The sequence below is a fragment of the Bacillus sp. AFS053548 genome (assembly GCF_002575105.1).
Lineage (GTDB): Bacteria > Bacillota > Bacilli > Bacillales > Bacillaceae_G > Gottfriedia.
Genome location: NZ_NUHI01000086.1, coordinates 48,413 through 67,935 on the forward strand (window position 1 = coordinate 48,413; position 19,523 = coordinate 67,935).

Below are 19,523 nucleotides of genomic sequence, written 5' to 3' on the forward strand. Positions count from 1 at the left end.
AATTATAATTATCTAAAAATATTGATTTACTAAGGCTTTATAATTAATAAAGCTATAAATGCGGTTTAATAGTTGGATATTTTTATAGTTCAATTGATGATATTCCCCCAATTTACGATGTCGATAGCTAGCGTTAAAATAAAAAAAAGAAAGAAAATTGTCAAAAGATTTAAATAATCTAAAAATTTTAAAAATGGGGGAGAACAGTGTGAGGAAAAGAAACTTCAAAGCGAGTTTAGCTAAAACAACGATCAGTGCTCTGGTCTTGGGCTCGATGATTCCATTTAACGTACTAGCAGCTACACCAAATGCTAGCACAGAAAAAACGGTCATGGGTTCACAGGCACAAAACACAAGCACACCAGACTTAACAGCTGATCAAATCGCCGCGTTAAAGAAAGTGTCAACAAATAGTGACGTCAAGATTTCACCGAAAATTGACACTAGAACAAGTCAGCCGGTGCGTGTCATCGTTGAATTTAAACAAGCACCCGCAAAAATAAGTGTGCTACAAAAATCAGTGGAAGGCGAAAAGACAACACTAAGCGCTGAAACGAGCGCCGTGAAGGAATCGCATGAAGCGTTTAAAACGTTTGTTAACGGGTTAAAAACAAGCCCGAAACCAAATGGTGTATCAGCGTTAAGCGTGACCCCTTCAGACGAAAAAGCTTCATCAGATGCATCCATTACAATTACGCGCGAATATACACACGCGTTAAACGGGGTGGCGATGACATTACCAGGAAATTTAGTTGAACATCTACTAGATTCTGGTGTCGTGAATCGTGTGTTACACGATGACATCGTAAAAGTCGATCCGAATGAAGAAAAAATCTCAAGTAACGAAGCAGCTGGTGCTGATTTCAAAGAAAATTACATTCCACTACCAGGAATTGAAGATTTACACAAAGATGGCACAACAGGTCAAGGTGTGAACGTTGGAGTTATTGATACAGGAGTTGATTACAACCACCCGGATTTAACAACAGTCTATAAAGGCTATCGTGCAAAACAAGGAGAGGATGCAAGTAAAATTGACCCAACCAGTGTCAAAGGATGGGACTTTGTCGATAACGACGCGGATCCAATGGAAACAACGATTGACGATTGGGAAAAAGCCGGCAAGCCAGATGGAACCTACGAGCATTACATCACGTACCACGGAACACACGTATCGGGAACGATCGCGGCACAAAGTAAAAATAGTGTGGATTTCCCAGCTCAAGGGGTAGCTCCAGGTGTCAACTTATACGATTACCGTGTACTTGGTCCATACGGTTCAGGTTATACAGATGCGATTATTGGTGGTATTGATAAAGCTGTACAAGATGGAATGAAAGTTATCAACCTATCTCTTGGGGCACCAAGTAATGATCCGTTATCAGCTGAAGCTGTGGCGATTAACAACGCAACACTTGCTGGTGTAACATGTGTTATTTCAGCAGGGAACTCTGGTCCTGGTGAAGGGACACTTGGTACTCCAGGTGCATCAGCACTTGCGATAACAGTTGGAGCAAGTGACTTCCCGGTAAGTATTCCGACTGCTTCAGCAAAAGTTGGAAATGAAACATTTACAAATTTCAAATTACTCGGTAAAGGCTATAACGATCATGTTACAGATCTTGAGAATAAGACGTATCAAATCGTTGATGTTGGTTTAGCACAAGCAGCTGATTTTAAAGATGCGAACGGTAATCCAATCGACTTAACTGGAAAAGTTGCACTTATTGCACGTGGTACAAGCCCGTTAGCTGAGAAAATTACAAACGCAGCAAAAGCAGGTGCCGTTGCAGCAATTATGACGAACAATATTGATGGGGACATCGATAACTACTTAGCAAGTGACGTAGGATTTATACCAACATTCCGTATGACTAAAGCTGATGGTGAACGTTTACGTAGTGTAGCAAGTACAAATACGATCACTTTCACGAATATAAGTTCAACGAATACACAAGGGAACCATTTAGCGAGCTTTAGTTCTAGAGGACCAGTTACTTCGACATATGACATTAAACCAGATGTTGTTGCACCAGGTGTATCGGTATACTCAACTTATCCATATTTCGTTCATAGCCCAGATAAAGTAGACTATAGTAACGCGTATGCTCGTATTTCAGGTACATCGATGGCGTCGCCACATGTGACAGGTATTGCTGCACTAATCTTACAAGCCCATCCCGATTATACACCAGCTGATGTGAAAGCAGCGTTAACAAACACTGCTGGAAATCTAGACGGCAATTATTCTGTATACGAACAAGGTGCTGGTTTAGTCAATGTCGTGAAAGCAGTAAAACGTGATGTGAGTTTTAAAGCACAGGACACAACTGCAAACATTGATAGTAGCGGTAATAGTGTGAACTTGAATTACGAAAAAGGTTCATTAACGTTTGGCGCAGTGTATAAAAAAGACGGTGCGGTCAATACGAGTAATCGAACAGTGAAAGTAAAAAATAGAGGAAACTCTGACAAAACGTTTGATATTTCTACTACTTTCATTAAACCAAATGCATCGGTTAGTGATGCAACTAAAAACGGCATTACGGTAACAACTAGTTCACCATCACTAACAGTAAAAGCAGGTGAAACAACGAACTTTACAGTAACTTTGAATCTACCAGATACGGCGGAATATGGCCGATACGAAGGTTATTTGAACATTGTTAATCATGACGACCCAAGTGAGACGTATCGTATGCCATTGGCTGTTCGCTCGGTAGAAAAAGGACTTGGCAATTTACTAATGGATGTTCCGGCAGCCCCGACTCGACAACCGGTAATCTATTCGGACTTTAACGGAAACCCAGGTCGTCAACTAAAGTTCCGATTCAATAGTCCAATGAAGTATTTCTGGATCGTGATTTATGACAAAGACGGAAATCCAGTCGGTGCAACAACGGATTCCCCATTAAATGTGAGCAGTGTTCAAACCGATATTGATTATGTTGTAGGCTTTGACCCACGCACATACTATCCGTTTATTGGAGATCCAAAACTCGAAAAAACAAATATGTTCACAAAAGCAGCATTACCGGAAGGACAATATACGTTAAAAATGCGTACAACTGATACGACTAACATGTATGCAAAAACGTATGAAAAATCACAACTGTTCGTGGTGGACAACACGCTACCGACGTTAACCTATAAAGACCATACACCTGGCGTGTACGAGTTAGAAGACAAAGATTTTACCGATGAAAAACAAAATGGCAACATGTACAACGCATTCTGGGTGCACACAAACCTATCGGATGAAGGGACAGCGAAACTTGCTCCACTTGGGTTAACACAGTCAGCGAATATTTTATGGTACTATCACAATAGTATCGGGTACCCGGAAGGCGATTTCCCAGTTGATGCAAATGGCGATGCAAAATTCGGAATTGAAAAATCCGATATCGAAAATGGACCAGCAACAATTACGTTAATGCCAATGGATGCAGCACATAACGTTGAGCTTGTCAATGATTTCCATGAGTACGCGTTTATCAAAAAAGGATCACCATATATGGTGCCGACGTATGACAAACAAAAAGTTACCTTAAATGATACAATCACGATGACGTTAAACTTAAACAACGTGAAAGATATGATGTCAGGTACTTTTAAATCAATGTACTACAATAAGTATCTTGAGCTACAAGGCGTAACAGTCAACCCAGCATTCCAGAAGTGGGCAGACCAAAACGGCGTGAAGGTTAATGTGGATACACCAGTGAAAACACCAGATGCGGTTTACGGATTAAACGCGACAGATATCAATGTTGGGGCACATTTAACAGGTGGATCAGACTTTAAAGGATTCAATGGCGATAGTCCTTTTTTAGATGTGACATTCAAAGTGACAGATGACATGTGGGATATTATGGCATCGAAATTGACACCAGATGATGACACAACAAAATTTAGCATGACACAATACGGAACAGATGAAACAAAAGAGATTACAGCATTTAGCCGATTAAATCAATTCCAAATCGTTCCGACGCATTCACAAGTGCAAACGTACGTGAAACTTGAAGGGCTTAAAAATAATTTCACAGCGAAGTTGGATAGCATTGGCGCTAAAGGGTACGCACAACTACCGGACGGAACGAAAATACCAGGTACAATTGATAGTTATGGCTACATCGATATCAAAGGCATTCCACTTTCAAAAGATCCAATCAAGTTCATTGTGGAAGGACCAGGACACTTAAAGAGCATACAATCTATTACACTTGGTAAAAAATCGCCATGGGGTGATGATCTTGGAGAGTATAAATACATCGGAGGAACTCAACCGTACGGAGCAGCTGGTGATGTGAACGGCGACGGTGTGATTGACGTTCTTGATGCGAAGCGAGTATCTGATAAAATGGGTCAACAAGATAGTGTAAACTACCCAATAGAAGATTTAAATCAAGACGGTATTGTTGATAGTAAAGACATGCAGTTTGTCGCTACTAACTTCGGTAAAACAAATCCAGATGCAACGATTTCACCAAAAGAAGTTATGAAAGTTGACGGTAAAGACTTGTATGCAACAGAAATCTTCAATAAGGCTAAGGTTTATAGTAATGTAAATACGTTCAAAGTTGATTCGAAAAATGCTAATTCAGTTACACTTAATTGGTTAGCTGTAGATTCTGCCGGAGTATGGGGCGGTGTGAAAATTCAGCAACAATCAAGCAAGGATGGGATCACGTGGCCAACTAACTCTACTTGGACAGATGCAATACTGGATACACCAATTACAGTTAGCTCAACTAGTGCGAAAGTGACAGGATTAAGTGATAGTACGTACTACCGTTTTAGATTGGTTGTAATGGGTGGATTGAATGGAACACTTAACGGTGGATATTCAAACGTTATTCAGATGACAACATTACTATTAACACCAACTATTGACGTAATTGATGATAATGATACAACAATTACAGGTAAGGCAAATGCGAATGTCAATATTGTTGTGAAAAACAATAATAATGTAGTAGCCTCAGGAAAAACAGATGCAACTGGAAACTATAGTATTGAAATTAAACCACAAGCTGCGGATAGAGTGTTAACAGTTAGTGCAAATAATGCAACTGGAAACCAAAGTGAACCAGCATCGATTGTTGTATTAGATCGTACAGCACCAAACGCACCAATCGTTAATAAAGTAACGAAAAAAGATCAAAAAATTACAGGTACAACCGAAGCAAATGCAACGGTTAGTATAAAAATCAAAAATGAAGTGACAGAAGTAAAAGCAGATCAAAAAGGGTACTTCAGTTTAGACATACCTCATAGAGATTACGGCGAGTTCACGGGAACTGTCATCTCTGTTACAGCAAAAGATGCTGCAGGGAATGTGAGTGAAACAACTGAAACAGTCGTTTTAAACAAATAGTAATAAAAATGGAGAGTCTCTGATAAATGGGGCTCTCTTTTTTATTGGTTATGTCCAAATTTAAAAAACAGCCATCTAGAAAAATACTAATTTGTTAAAAGAAGTTTCCTATAAAAAAAAGGTGATTTGTAGTTTTATGGCGAATTATTATTATGGGTATTTTTCTATGGAGGGTTCAAAATGAAAAAGGTTTTAGTATTAGGTGGAACAAGATTTTTCGGAAAACGACTTGTTCATAAATTAATAGAAAAAGGTTATGATGTTTCAATCGCAACACGAGGACTTACAGAAGATGACTTCGGGGATCAAGTTAGTCGCTTTATTATCGATAGACGAAATCCTGAGACAATGACCGAATTAAGTAATCATAATTGGGACTTTGTCTATGATAATATTTGTTATACTCCAAAAGAAGCAAAAGAGATTATTAAACTATTAACTAATCAAGTTAAAAAATATATTTTTACTTCATCTTTAGCAGTTTATAATGTTGGATTAAACCATGTGGAAACTGACTTTGATCCTTATAGTTATCCTATTGAATATAATAAAGATAACGCATATTCATACGCAGAAGGGAAGCGTCTTTGTGAGGCTGTTTTATTTCAAGAAGCAAATTTTCCAGTGTTTGCGGCTAGATTCCCAATCGTATTAGGACCGGATGATTATACTAAGAGATTACTCTTCCATGTTAATAAAATTTCAAGAAATGAAGAAATAATTATATCTGATTTAAACAAAGAGATGACCTTTATCGATTCTAATGAAACCGCGGAGTTTTTACTTTGGTTAGGCGAAAATGAATCGATTAAAAGTGGTCCTTTTAATGCGTGTTCTAATGGTGTAATAACGTTTAAAGAAATTATTAACATTTGTGAAAAGGAAACTGGAAAAATGGCTATTATTAACTCTCATGGTGCAGTCGAACAACAATCACCATTTGATGCTTATAGCGATCAATCATTGAGTAATGAGAAAGCTAAAAAAGAAGGTTTTCGATTTTTAGAAGTTCATGAATGGATGGAAAAATTAATTCATCATTATTGTTCACTATAAAAAGTTCATAAAAAGTTCAAAAAATAAAATTCCGAATTTCTGGAATTTCCAGGTTTTCGGAATTTTATTGAAGTGAAATTCCGAAATTCCGGAAAAAATACTTTAAAAATATTGAAAATTATAAATTAACTTAATATTATTAGAATTATAAAATAAGTTTTTACCGTGTAGATACGGTCCTAAATATATTTAATTCATTCCACATAAAATCCGTTAGTAACTCTTGGCACACTATTTGCTTGTATTAAAAGCAGAAGAACATTCTGTTGAAAGGAGCTAAATACAGTAAATAGTGGAATTCAAATTATAAATTGAGTTTGAATGAAAGCGTTATCAAAAAGTGCCAATACGTAAAGATAACAAGGAGGTTATTATGGAAATCTTAATTATTTTATTAGCATTAGGACTTTTAATGTTTGTTGCTTATCGTGGGTTTTCTGTCATTTTATTTGCACCAATTTGTGCTTTATTTGCAGTACTTTTAACTGAGCCAAGTTATATTCTTCCATTTTTTAGTAATATTTTTATGGAAAAAATGGTTGGTTTCATAAAGCTATATTTTCCTGTATTTTTACTTGGAGCAATTTTTGGTAAAGTCGTTGAAATGTCTGGAATTGCTGAATCAATCGCAAAAACGATTATTCAATTAGTTGGTGCAAAAAGAGCTATTTTAGCGATTGTATTAATGGGAGCAATTTTAACATATAGTGGAGTAAGCTTGTTTGTTGTTGTATTTGCTATTTATCCATTTGCTGCAAACTTATTCCGTGAAGGTAATATTCCAAAACGATTAATTCCTGGAACAATCGCACTTGGTGCGTTTACATTTACGATGGATGCATTGCCTGGGACACCGCAAATTCAAAATGTTATTCCAACTACATTTTTCAAAACTGATATTTATGCGGCACCATTTCTAGGTATTTTAGCAGCTGTTTTTGTACTTGCAGTTGGTCTTTGGTACTTAGAATCAAGACGCAAAAAAGCAGAAAAAGCAGGTGAAGGTTATTTAGGATTTAATGGAGAATTAGCTGCTGCAAATGAAACTCAAACAGAAGTTCCTTCATTAACGACAAATACTTCTACACCAGTTTTAAAACAGATTTTAGCATTTGTTCCACTTTTATTAGTTGGATTTTCAAATAAATTTTTTGTTGTTTCATTCCCAAAATGGTATCCAAATGGATTTGACTTTAAATCAATAGGACTAGAAGCTTTTGGGGTTGTTCAAATTCCTGCAGTTGTTGGTATTTGGTCAGTTGAATGTGCTCTAATTATTGGGATTCTATCAGCGATGATTTATGGCTACAAGAATATGCGTACAAATCTAAAGACAGGTATGAATGCAAGCATTGGTGGGGCACTACTTGCTTCTATGAATACTGGTGCTGAGTATGGTTTTGGTGGAGTAATCTCTGCTTTACCTGGATTTGGAATGGTAAGTAAAGGAATCTCTCATACATTTACGGATCCATTAGTAAATGGGGCTGTGACAACTACAACTTTAGCAGGTATTACAGGTTCTGCATCAGGTGGTATGGGTATTGCACTCAGTGCAATGTCTGATAAATATATCGAGGCGATTAATAAATACAATATTCCGCCGGAAGTAATGCATCGTGTAATTTCGATGGCATCAGGTGGTATGGATACTTTGCCTCATAATGGTGCAGTCATCACATTATTAGCTGTAACTGGTTTAACACATCGCCAGTCATATAAAGATATTTTTGCAATAACAATTATTAAAACAGTTGCAGTATTCTTAATCATTGCAGTATTTAAACTTACAGGACTTGTTTAAGAATGTTAAACTACTAATCTTACTTTTGAAGGGAGCAAAATAATGGGCAAGAATAAGGTAATTACTTCAGTTGAAGAGGTTGTTTCACAAATTCATGATGGAGCTACGATTATTGTTGGTGGCTTTGGACTTTGCGGTATTCCTGAAAAAATGATTTTAGCATTACGAGATAAAGGGACAAAGGATTTAACAATCGTAAGTAATAACTGTGGAGTAGACGATTGGGGTCTTGGTCTTTTATTAGCAAATAAACAAATTAAAAAAATGGTTTCTTCATATGTTGGAGAAAATAAAATTTTTGAAAAGCAGTTCTTAAGTGGAGAACTTGAAGTAGAGCTTGTTCCTCAAGGGACTCTAGCTGAACGTATTCGTGCAGGCGGTGCTGGAATCCCAGGATTCTACACAGCAACAGGTGTAGGTACACCAATTGCAGAAGGAAAAGAACATAAAGTATTTAATGGAAGAACTTATTTATTAGAAGAAGGTATCGTTGGAGACTTTGCATTTGTTAAAGCGTGGAAAGCTGATAAGCAAGGGAATCTAATTTTTAGAAAAACTGCTCGTAACTTTAACCCACTTGCAGCGATGGCAGGAAAAATTACAATTGCAGAAGTTGAAGAGGTAGTAGAAGTTGGAGAACTTGATGCTGATGCGATTCATACACCGAGCATTTATGTACAACATGTATTCCACGGCGAAACATACGAAAAACGAATTGAACGTAGAATGACTACAGGAGTATAGGAGGCAAATAACATGAAAGATATTCGTCAATTAATTATTCAAACTGCGGTTAAAGAAATTCAAGATGGTATGTATGTAAACCTTGGAATTGGACTACCTACTTTATTAGCAAACTATCTTCCAGAAGGTATTGAAGTAATGCTACAATCTGAAAATGGTTTATTAGGAATTGGACCATACCCATCAGAAGCTGAAATAGATGCTGACTTAATCAACGCAGGTAAAGAAACAGTTACTGCGGCTAAAGGAGCTTCTTATTTTGATAGCGCTGAATCTTTTGCGATGATTAGAGGAGGTCATATCGATTTAGCTATTTTAGGTGGTATGGAAGTCTCTGAATCTGGTGATCTTGCTAACTGGATGATCCCAGGGAAAATGGTAAAAGGTATGGGCGGTGCGATGGACTTAGTAAATGGTGCTAAGAAAATTGTCGTAGTAATGGAACATGCAAATAAATACGGTGAAAGTAAAGTTAAAAAAGCATGTACTTTACCTTTAACTGGAAAAAGCGTAGTCCATAGACTGATTACTGAATTAGCAGTATTTGATTTTACAGAAAAAGGTATGGTTTTAGTAGAATGCGTTGGTGAAGCAACGATTCAAGAAATTACTGAAAAGACAGAGGCTACATTTACAATTAGTCCGAAGTTATTAAATAACGTGAACTAATCTTTTAAAGGAGGCAAACAAATGCAGCAAATGCTTTCTGAGAAGGTTGCACTGATAACTGGTGCCGGTAGTGGAATTGGTTTTGAAATTGCTAAAACCTTTGCAGAGCAAGGAGCAACAGTTGTCTTAACCGACTTAAATGAGGAAAATGTTCAAAAGTCAGCTACTGCATTACAAGAGCTAGGGTTTCATGCAATCGGTTATGCATGTGATGTTACAAATGAAGAACAAGTAGTTGACACGTTTCATAAAGTAATCGATCAATTTGGTGAATTACATATTTTAATAAACAATGCTGGTTTACAATACGTTTCATCAATTGAAGACTTCCCTACTGAAAAATTCGAATTACTTATTAAGGTCATGTTAACTGCACCCTTTATTAGTATCAAACATGTATTTCCTATTATGAAAAAACAAAAGTATGGCCGAATTATTAATATGGCTTCGATCAATGGATTAATAGGTTTCGCTGGTAAAGCAGCTTATAATTCTGCGAAGCATGGCGTTATTGGTTTAACAAAGGTTGCTGCATTAGAAGGTGCAACTGATGGTATTACTGTCAATGCAATCTGCCCTGGCTATGTTGATACACCTCTTGTTCAAAACCAGTTGGCTGACTTAGCAAAAACAAGAAATGTACCGATTGAAAGTGTAATTGAAGAAGTAATTTATCCATTAGTACCTCAAAAAAGGTTACTTACAGTAAAAGAAATTGCAAATTATACAGTATTTCTTGCTAGTGAATATACTGGCGGGGTTACGGGTCAAGCGAATGTAATAGATGCAGGATATACAGTACAGTAGGATAAATATGAAAGGTTGCTTGAGCAGGGGGAGATTCCTGCTCTTAACCTTTCTAGTTCCCTACTACTTTAAGTGAGGTATGGTATGAATAGTATGTTAGAGAGTCTTCCTTTTGAGTGGATTTCCGAGATTATTAATCTTGCAACTGAGTGGATTGTTGTCGTTAATCGTGAAGGAAAAGTTTTGTATATGAATGAATCGTATTGTGAGTTTGTTGGTCGTTCTGCTCATGAAGTGATTGGTATGCCTGTAGTAGATGTAATTGAAAACTCTAGAATGCATATAGTCGCTAAAACCGGTCAGGCAGAGGTGGCGGAGATCCATCCAATAAAAAATACAGAAATGGTAGCAAATCGTTATCCGCTATATGTAGGTGATGAATTAGTAGGTGCTGTCGGAACGGTAATGTTCCGAAATGCGCAAGAGTGGCTTGAGTATTCTAAAAAAGTAGAACCTTTAGTAGAAGAATTAAACTATTATAAAAGAAAATTTGAGAAAGAATTAGGTAGTAAATATAGCTTCAACCAAATAATTGGTGATACGCCAATTTTCAACGCTGCAAAAAATTTGGCAGAGCAAGTATCTGCAAGTTCATCTGCAATCTTACTTTTTGGGGAATCCGGTACAGGGAAGGAATTGTTTGCACATGCAATTCACGATGCTAGTCCAAGAAGAAACTTTCCGTTTGTACGTGTAAATTGTGCTTCGATTCCAGAACATTTACTAGAATCAGAGCTTTTTGGTTATGAAGAAGGTGCGTTTACAGGTGCAAAAAGAGGCGGGAAAAAAGGGAAATTTGAGATTGCGAACAGAGGAACGATTTTCCTAGACGAGATTGGTGATATGTCTTTGCATATGCAAAGTAAATTACTGCGAGTACTTCAAGAAAGAGAGATTGAAAGAGTTGGTGGAAGTTCTCCTATTTCCATTGATGTAAGAGTCATTGCCGCTACGCATCGAAATCTTGAGAAGATGGTAGTATTAAAAGAATTCCGCCAGGATTTGTATTACCGCTTAAATGTAATTAAAATAGACATTCCTCCACTTAGATCAAGGATAAATGATTTACCTCTCATAGCAGATGCGTTAATAAAAAAACTCGAAAGGAAATTTCACCGAAACGGAATTCAAATTTCAAATGAAGTTTTTCAAATTCTTAAGTCACATCATTGGCCAGGAAATATTCGAGAATTAGAAAACGTACTTGAGAGATGCATAAATGTCCTAAATGGTAAAGTGATTACACCAAAGCAATTACCTCTTTATTTATATGAAAATCCAACCAATCAAAAAAATACAGTCGAATTCGAAAAAAATGCATCTCAATTAAATAATCAAAATTCCTTAAAATCGTTAAAAGAAATGATTGAAGAGACCGAAATGGAAGCAATTAAGAGAGCTCTAATTGAAACTCAAGGTAATAAAATTGAAGCTGCTAAATTATTAGAAATAAGCAAGTCAACTTTTTATGAAAAATGTAAAGCTTATAACATAAAAAATTAAAGAATTTCATGTGGTTTGGTTATTTAGGATGAAATAAAAAGGGGGAAATAAAATGAGTGAGAACGTTGTAATTGTTAGTGCTGTTAGAACTGCAATCGGAAGTTTCAGTGGTACATTGAAAGATGTAAGTGCAGTAGAATTAGGAGCTAAAGTTATTAAAGAAGCGATTAATAGAGCCGGTATTCAAGAAAGTCAGGTTGATGAAGTCATAATGGGAAATGTACTTCAAGCTGGTTTAGGTCAAAATCCTGCTAGACAATCAGCATTAAAGGCAGGACTTCCAAATACTGTCTCAGCAATGACAATAAATAAAGTTTGTGGTTCTGGATTAAAATCGGTCCATTTAGCAACTCAAGCAATTATAGCAGGCGATGCTGACATTATAGTTGCTGGCGGTATGGAAAATATGAGTCAAGCTCCTTATTTACTTAAAGGCGCAAGAGATGGATATAGAATGGGCGATCAAAAGATTGTAGATAGTATGGTTGCAGACGGACTATGGTGTGCGTTTAATGATTATCACATGGGAAACACAGCTGAAAACTTAGCAGTTCGTTATGAAGTTTCTAGAGAAAAACAAGATGAGTTTGCAGTAAATAGCCAACAAAAAGCTGAGAATGCAATTAAGGCCAGTAAATACGAAGATGAAATTGTTGCGATTGAAATTCCACAACGAAAAAAGGATCCAATCATTTTTAAAGAGGATGAGTATCCGAAATTTGGTGCTACAGTAGAGAAAATTTCGTCACTAAGACCAGCCTTTGAAAAAAATGGAACAGTTACAGCAGCAAATGCCTCTGGTATAAATGATGGAGCAGCAGCAGTTGTATTAATGAGTGAAAGTAAAGCCAGAGAACTAGGTATTAAACCATTAGTAAAAATTAATGCAAATAGTAGTGCAGGCGTTGATCCGAGCATAATGGGAATTGGAGCAGCATTTGCAGCTAAAAAAGCACTTGAAAAATCATCGATTGAATTAAGTGAAATAGGCTTGATTGAATCGAACGAAGCATTTGCTGTGCAATCGCTTTCTGTCATGAAGGAATGCGGTTTTGATGAAAATATTGTCAATGTAAATGGAGGTTCGATTGCACTTGGACATCCAATTGGTGCGAGTGGCACTAGAATACTAGTTACCTTGATTCATGAAATGAAGAGAAGAGAGACGCAGTACGGTCTTGCAACACTATGTATTGGTGGCGGAGAAGGCGTTGCGACAATTATTGAAAATTGTTTTGAATAAATAATAAGTAAAAAACGGTAGGACTCTTATTAGGAGACCTACCGCTTTAATTTGATTAAATAATTCTTACTGAAATAACACCTTCTATATCTTTTAACAACTGTTCGACTGGACCATTAATCGTTTCATCGAGGTCAATCATTGTATAAGCAAAAGCACCTTTACTTCGGTTAAGCATATCAGCAATATTTACTTGATAGTTTGCTAGTAATCCTGTTATTTGACCGACCATATTTGGAATGTTTTTATGTGCAATGGTAATTCGTTTTTTCCCTGTATAAGGTAATTCTACATTTGGAAAATTAACGGAGTTTTTTATATTACCTGTTTCCAAATAATTTTTTAATTGTTTTGCAGCCATTCGGGCACAGTTTACTTCTGATTCAGTTGTTGATGCTCCTAAATGAGGAATTGGAATGACATTCTTCATACCAATCACTTTTTCATTTGGGAAATCTGTCACATAAACTCCTACAGTCCCGTTATTCAGCGAATATTCAAGCGCAACATCATCTACTAATTCAGATCGTGAAAAATTAAGTAATCTTGATCCCTTTTTCATTCCTGATAAAAGTTTTTCATTCACAAATCCTTTTGTTTCAGGTGTTAAAGGCACATGGATTGTTATATAATCGCATGTTGAAAAAATCTGCTCCAAATTATCGATGCGTTGTACATTTCTAGATAATCGCCATGCAGTTTCGACTGAAATATAAGGATCATAACCGTATACTTCCATATCTAACGCAAGAGCGTCATTTGCTACAAGTGCACCAATTGCTCCTAAACCAATAATACCTAATTTCTTTCCTGCAATCTCTGCTCCTGCAAATTCTTTTTTACCAGCTTCGACAATTTTGGAAACATTTTCTTCACCAAATAATGAACGAGTCCACTCAATTCCTTCAATAATTCGTCGTGAAGAAAGGAATAAACTTGTCAGAACTAGTTCTTTAACTGCATTTGCATTTGCACCAGGCGTATTAAATACAACAATTCCTCTTGAAGTACATTCATCAATCGGTATATTATTTACACCAGCGCCAGCCCTTGCGATTGCTTTAACACTGCTTGGTATGGTCATTTCATGCATACTATGACTTCTTAAAAGAATCCCATCCGGTTCATTTAATTGATTGTTAATTGAATAGTTTTCTAAAGGAAATTCTTTCATTCCGTGCTCAGAAATATTATTTAATGTTTGAATTTTTATCATCTTACAATCTCCTCTACTATTTTCTTTTCAAATTGACTCATAAAATGAACTAATTTCTGAACGCCTTCTAATGGCATCGCATTATAAATACTAGCTCGCATTCCCCCAACTGATCGATGACCCTCAAGATTCACCAAGCCAGCTGAATTCGCCTGCGCAAGAAATTGCTTATTTAATTCATCAGAAGTTGATGTAAATGGAATATTCATAAGTGATCTGTTCTCTTTCTTAATTGGTGAAGAGAACAAGTCAGATTGATCGATAAAATCATATAATAACTGAGCTTTTAATAGATTAGTTTGATAAATAGTATTTAAACCACCTGAATCTTTAATCCATTCTAAAACTAGCATCGCTACATAAATGCTGAATGTAGGAGGTGTATTATAAAGTGAAGATGCTTCTACATGTGTTTTATAGTCGAGCATTGTCGGGCAATTTATATCTGCACTTCCAATGAGATCATCTCTAATAATGACAATTGTTAACCCTGCTGGACCAATGTTTTTTTGAGCACCAGCATAAATTAAACCAAATTGTGAGACATCAATTGGCTCAGAAAGAATATTTGAAGAAAAGTCTGCAACTAATGGAGAATTTGTTTTAGGGTAAGTAGAGTATTTTGTCCCCTCAATAGTATTATTCGTTGTAATATGTAAATAATCGTATGTTTCAAAAAGGGCTAAATCTTCTAAATTAGGAATATATGAAAAATTTTCATCCTGAGACGAAGCAATAACATCAACTTCTCCATATTTTTTCGCCTCAGAGATTGCTTTCTTTGACCAAGTTCCTGTATTAATATAAGCAGCTTTTTTATACTTACTTAATAAGTTTAATGGGATCATTGAAAATTGAGTTGATGCTCCACCTTGTAAAAATAACACTTTATAATTTGATGGAATTTCTAAAAGTTCACGTAATAAGCTTTCACTTTTCTTAATAATTCCTTCAAATTCAGCCGAACGATGACTCATTTCCATAACTGACATACCAGAAGTACCGTAAGAAACAAGTTCTTTTTGTACTTTTTCCAATACTGGAACAGGCAAGACAGATGGGCCAGCGGAGAAATTAAAGACGCGTTCCATAATAATCATCCTCACTTGTTATTTTTTTAATATTCTTACTTTAAACCACCGATATACGTTGGTCAATAAAAGATGAAATAAAATAATAAAAATTTCACAAAAAATTTTAATTTTCGAACTAATGAAAAGGGAATATTATTGATTGCAGTATTTAAATTAGTAAATTTTAATATATAAGTCGGTTAATATTTTGATTGTTAAATAACATGCATAGTTTTAGAAGATAATAGAAAATTTAATGGTTATATTGTATTTAAGGGAGTTTAATTGTTTTCTAAATGGTTTAACAATCCAGTTTATTTTCGTTATGTTTTTTACATTTCTTTTGCGGTTAGTGTAGTATTTAATCTAATTTGTTCTGAAAAAAGGGATAGCTTTTACTTTCTCTACATGCTTGATACAGTAATATTTGGTCTTGGTTTTTACAACCGTCCTAATTGGATTATCATTTTAGTTTCTACAATTATAGTGCTTGCTAGATACTATTTAGTTCCCCAAGCTGGGAATATTATTAGCTACCTAATTACATATTACTTAATCGCGTACATATCAGTCGGTTTAATGAAACAATATCAGAGAGTTAAAACTGGGTCGATCGAGTTAATATTAGCTCTTTCAAAGGCATTAGATTCCAGAGACAACTATATTGCACATCACTCAGAATGTGTTGCCAATATTGCTTATAAAATAGCAAAAAAAATGAAATTATCTAAAAATCTATGTGCTGTCATCCATCAAGGGGGGCTATTACATGATATTGGTAAAATTGGAATTCCGGAGCATATTTTACTGAAGCATGAGAAATTGACTGAGGATGAATATAATACAATTAAAAAACATCCTGTGATTGGATATGACATTATAATTTGATGAAAATCAGCTTAATATCAATAAAAAAGATTGATCCTAATAACTACAAATGAAAAAATACCCGGATAAATCAGCAAAAAGAGTAGCCTTATTTAAAGTGGCTACTCTTTTTGTTATACCAACTTGGTACTGTTTGATTAAAATTTTTATGATCCTCTAATATCGTTCGAACCCTTTTCCACATGGAATCAACCAAATGTGGTGTAGTTTTATAAGACCAAATTATATCTGATGGAATAATCATCGCAGCGTATAATGCATACAGAGTCCAAAAATCAACAGGGGGATTGTTTGAAAAATAGCCATCAATTTGCCCAATTGCAAACGGAATACTTATATCTTTTGTAAAAAGAGCAATCTTGTGAAAATCATGGTATGGATCTCCCCATTCAAATCGATCAAAATCAATAACAGCTTTTAGTTGATCATCTTTAAAAAGTAAATTTGATGGATGAAAATCATCATGTAAAAATGTAATTGGTCTATTTGATAATAGGTGCTTGTTTTCCTCAACAAAGTTAAGAATAAAATCAAGTTCTGGAAATGAAATAGAAGATTCCAATAGTAAATCTATGTATCGATTGTATTTAGTAAGTCTCACATCTTTCCAAGATTGACGATGGTCGGAACTTGCTAAAGAATGAATTTTAAGCAATTCATTTCCAGCTTGAATACCTAGTTGATATTGTTGTTCCCTAGAAATCGTATGCAAGTATTTCTCACCATCAATTCCATCTACAGACTCGACAGCATGTATGGTCACGCCTTCTTCGGGAATATCTACTAAATGTACAGGTTTAGAAACAATTGACCCTGTTTCATAAAAGTGTTCAAGATATGAATTAAGCAATTTAGCATGAGTGGTACGATCGAAATCATAAATTTTGATAAACAGGTCTTCACCAATACGGTTTTTAATTTTCCATTTCTCTTCAAATGAAAACCCCTTTTCTACGTGCGAAATAGAAAAAGCTGATTGTAAAAATGAAACTTTTTGAGTAATTTTATCATTTAATTTCAAAACTACACCTCCATTCATTTTCATTAATTATATGGATTACTTATATGAAGCTAGGGCTTTTATAGTTGTTAGCAGAAATTTACATATAATGAAATTTATGTAGAACTGTAACGTTTGACTGTATACTTTCTAAATTATATAATAGTAGTACTATTTAAAATGGGGAGGGTTGTCACTTGGGATCGAGTATCGCATTGGTGAGTTAGCTGAAATAGCTCAAGTTTCAAAAAGAACAATTGATTATTATACAAAATTAGGGTTACTAGAAGCAAAACGATCAGAATCAAACTATCGATATTATTCCACAGAGGCAATTGAGACTCTCAGATTTATTGAACATTGTAAAAAAATGAGAATATCCTTAGAAGAGATAAAAGATTTGCTGCAAACTAATTATAATCAAAAAAATTGCGTTTTTGAACAAATACAACAAATATCAAATCAAATTATTGAGCTTGAAGCTAAATTAGCTCAATTAGTACCAGTAATATCGGGTATGAATGATTGTGAAAAAAATGCTTTAGTAGATTCATTGTCACATCATACATTTCCGTTATTTGAAACATTGAAACATTTTGTAAAATAATGACTAAATTAATTTTAAAACTTAACAATTTATTAAAGCTATAAAATATGTATGTTTTACTAAATTATGGTAATCTATTAAGTAAGTAAAATAATAATTTTATATTTTTGTAGATTGAAATTCTCAGGAGGTGAATACTCGAGTAATATACTCGAGTTCGTCATTGGACATAGTTAACTTGTTTATGATTGCAGTTTTAATCGCACTTACAGCTTTTTTCGTAGCAGCAGAATTTGCGATAGTGAAAGTTAGATCAAGTAGAATTGATCAACTAGTAGCCGAAAAAAAGCGAGGTGCAGTAGCTGCTAAAAAGGTTACGACGAGTTTAGATGAATATTTATCAGCTTGTCAATTAGGTATTACGGTTACAGCTTTAGGATTAGGTTATTTAGGTGAGCCAACATTTGAGCATCTTATACACCCAGTCGTAGAATTTCTTGGATTAAACGGAACAATCGCTAAAACTATTTCGTTTATTTTAGCTTTCTCAGTTATGACATTTATTCACGTTGTAATTGGTGAGCTAGCACCTAAAACGGTTGCTATTCAAAAAGCTGAATCGATCACACTAATACTTGCTTCTCCACTTATTGTTTTCTATAAAATAGCTTATCCATTCATTTGGGCATTAAATAGTTCTGCAAGATTTTTTACAGGATTATTTGGAGTTAAGCCAGCATCTGAATCAGAAGAAGTTCATACTGAGGAAGAATTGAGAATTATTTTATCAGAAAGCTTTGAAAGCGGAGAAATTAATCAGGCTGAGTATAAATATTTAAATAATATCTTTGAATTCGATAACCGACTTGCAAAAGAAATTATGGTCCCTCGTACTGAAATTATCGGTTTATATGCAGAAGACCCAATTGAAGAACAAATTGAAATAATTAAAAACGAAAAATATACACGATACCCAGTTTTTGGTGAAGATAAAGATGATATATTAGGTATAGTTAATGTAAAAGACTTTTTTATTCGTTATCTTGATGGAAAAGTTGAAAAAACATACGATTTTGCAAACTATACTCGCCCGGTTATTCAGGTAATTGAAACAATTGCAATCCATGATTTATTATTGTTAATGCAAAAGAAACGTATTCCTCTTGCAATACTGTATGATGAATATGGTGGAACAGCGGGTTTATTAACAATGGAAGATATACTTGAGGAAATTGTTGGGGAAATACGTGACGAATATGATGATGATGAAAAACCAGCTGTTCAACATATTTCAGAATCACATAAGATTGTAGACGGAAAAGTATTAATTACTGAAATTAATGACTTATTCGGTCTATATGTTGAGGAAGATGATGTTGATACAATTGGTGGATGGATTTTAACTCAAAACCACGACATCCAACAAGGTGAATCTGTCATATTTGAGGACTTTGAATTTAAAGTTGTTGAATTAGATTCACATCAAGTTAAATTAGTTGAAATAAAAAAAAATGAGTTAATTGAGGCAGTAAAATCATAAAGATAAGATGAAAAAGAAGGATAAAGGTATAGTAAAATGTACCCTATAGAGTA

General features: G+C 35.0%; 14 protein-coding genes. 11 read left to right on the forward strand and 3 right to left on the reverse strand.

Annotated elements, in window-relative coordinates; translation table 11 throughout:
* Positions 1-208 precede the first annotated feature (208 nt).
* The 8 genes from CN946_RS22360 to CN946_RS22395 all read left to right on the forward strand — a co-directional run bounded on the left by CN946_RS22360 (position 209) and on the right by CN946_RS22395 (position 13,206).
* Positions 209-5,380 (forward strand): S8 family serine peptidase, encoded by a 5,172-nt coding sequence (locus CN946_RS22360; protein ID WP_176547418.1) that lies wholly within the window; start codon positions 209-211, stop codon positions 5,378-5,380.
* A 180-nt stretch (positions 5,381-5,560) separates the two neighbouring features.
* Positions 5,561-6,436 (forward strand): NAD-dependent epimerase/dehydratase family protein, encoded by an 876-nt coding sequence (locus tag CN946_RS22365; protein WP_098863047.1) that lies wholly within the window; start codon positions 5,561-5,563, stop codon positions 6,434-6,436.
* 373 nt (positions 6,437-6,809) lie between these two features.
* Entirely contained in the window at positions 6,810-8,240 is a 1,431-nt protein-coding gene (locus CN946_RS22370; RefSeq protein WP_098863048.1) for a GntP family permease, read from the forward strand.
* Positions 8,241-8,282: 42 nt separating this feature from the next.
* A complete protein-coding gene (locus CN946_RS22375; RefSeq protein ID WP_025568519.1) occupies positions 8,283-8,984 on the forward strand; it encodes a CoA transferase subunit A in 702 nt (233 codons plus the stop codon).
* 12 nt (positions 8,985-8,996) lie between these two features.
* The gene (locus CN946_RS22380; RefSeq protein ID WP_098863049.1) at positions 8,997-9,653 is read left to right on the forward strand and encodes a 3-oxoacid CoA-transferase subunit B; all 657 of its coding nucleotides are present in this window, start codon (positions 8,997-8,999) and stop codon (positions 9,651-9,653) included.
* Between the two features lie 30 nt (positions 9,654-9,683).
* Positions 9,684-10,460, forward strand: a complete 777-nt coding sequence (locus tag CN946_RS22385) for a 3-hydroxybutyrate dehydrogenase (protein WP_098863060.1) — start codon at positions 9,684-9,686, stop codon at positions 10,458-10,460.
* A gap of 84 nt (positions 10,461-10,544) precedes the next feature.
* Positions 10,545-11,963, forward strand: coding sequence for a sigma-54 interaction domain-containing protein (locus CN946_RS22390; RefSeq protein WP_098863050.1), 1,419 nt, complete (start codon positions 10,545-10,547; stop codon positions 11,961-11,963).
* A 52-nt stretch (positions 11,964-12,015) separates the two neighbouring features.
* Entirely contained in the window at positions 12,016-13,206 is a 1,191-nt protein-coding gene (locus CN946_RS22395) for an acetyl-CoA C-acetyltransferase (protein WP_098863051.1), read from the forward strand.
* A 55-nt stretch (positions 13,207-13,261) separates the two neighbouring features.
* Here the strand turns inward: CN946_RS22395 and CN946_RS22400 are convergent, their stop codons facing one another.
* Entirely contained in the window at positions 13,262-14,422 is a 1,161-nt protein-coding gene (locus CN946_RS22400) for a phosphoglycerate dehydrogenase (RefSeq protein WP_098863052.1), read from the reverse strand.
* Entirely contained in the window at positions 14,419-15,513 is a 1,095-nt protein-coding gene (serC, locus tag CN946_RS22405) for a 3-phosphoserine/phosphohydroxythreonine transaminase (RefSeq protein WP_098863053.1), read from the reverse strand. Before serC ends, CN946_RS22400 begins: the two co-directional genes overlap by 4 nt.
* Before the next feature lie 267 nt (positions 15,514-15,780).
* Between serC and CN946_RS22410 the strand changes: the two genes are divergently transcribed.
* On the forward strand, positions 15,781-16,383 hold the full coding sequence (locus CN946_RS22410; RefSeq protein WP_098863054.1) for an HD-GYP domain-containing protein: 603 nt from the start codon (positions 15,781-15,783) through the stop codon (positions 16,381-16,383).
* An 88-nt stretch (positions 16,384-16,471) separates the two neighbouring features.
* Here CN946_RS22410 and CN946_RS22415 read toward each other — a convergent pair whose 3' ends face one another.
* Positions 16,472-17,404 (reverse strand): aminoglycoside phosphotransferase family protein, encoded by a 933-nt coding sequence (locus tag CN946_RS22415; protein ID WP_176547419.1) that lies wholly within the window; start codon positions 17,402-17,404, stop codon positions 16,472-16,474.
* Between the two features lie 169 nt (positions 17,405-17,573).
* Here CN946_RS22415 and CN946_RS22420 point away from each other — a divergent pair, with 169 nt between their 5' ends.
* Both CN946_RS22420 and CN946_RS22425 read left to right on the forward strand, forming a co-directional pair.
* On the forward strand, positions 17,574-17,990 hold the full coding sequence (locus tag CN946_RS22420) for a MerR family transcriptional regulator (RefSeq protein WP_097973794.1): 417 nt from the start codon (positions 17,574-17,576) through the stop codon (positions 17,988-17,990).
* A 163-nt stretch (positions 17,991-18,153) separates the two neighbouring features.
* Entirely contained in the window at positions 18,154-19,470 is a 1,317-nt protein-coding gene (locus CN946_RS22425; protein WP_098863056.1) for a hemolysin family protein, read from the forward strand.
* The last annotated feature ends 53 nt before the right edge of the window (positions 19,471-19,523 follow it).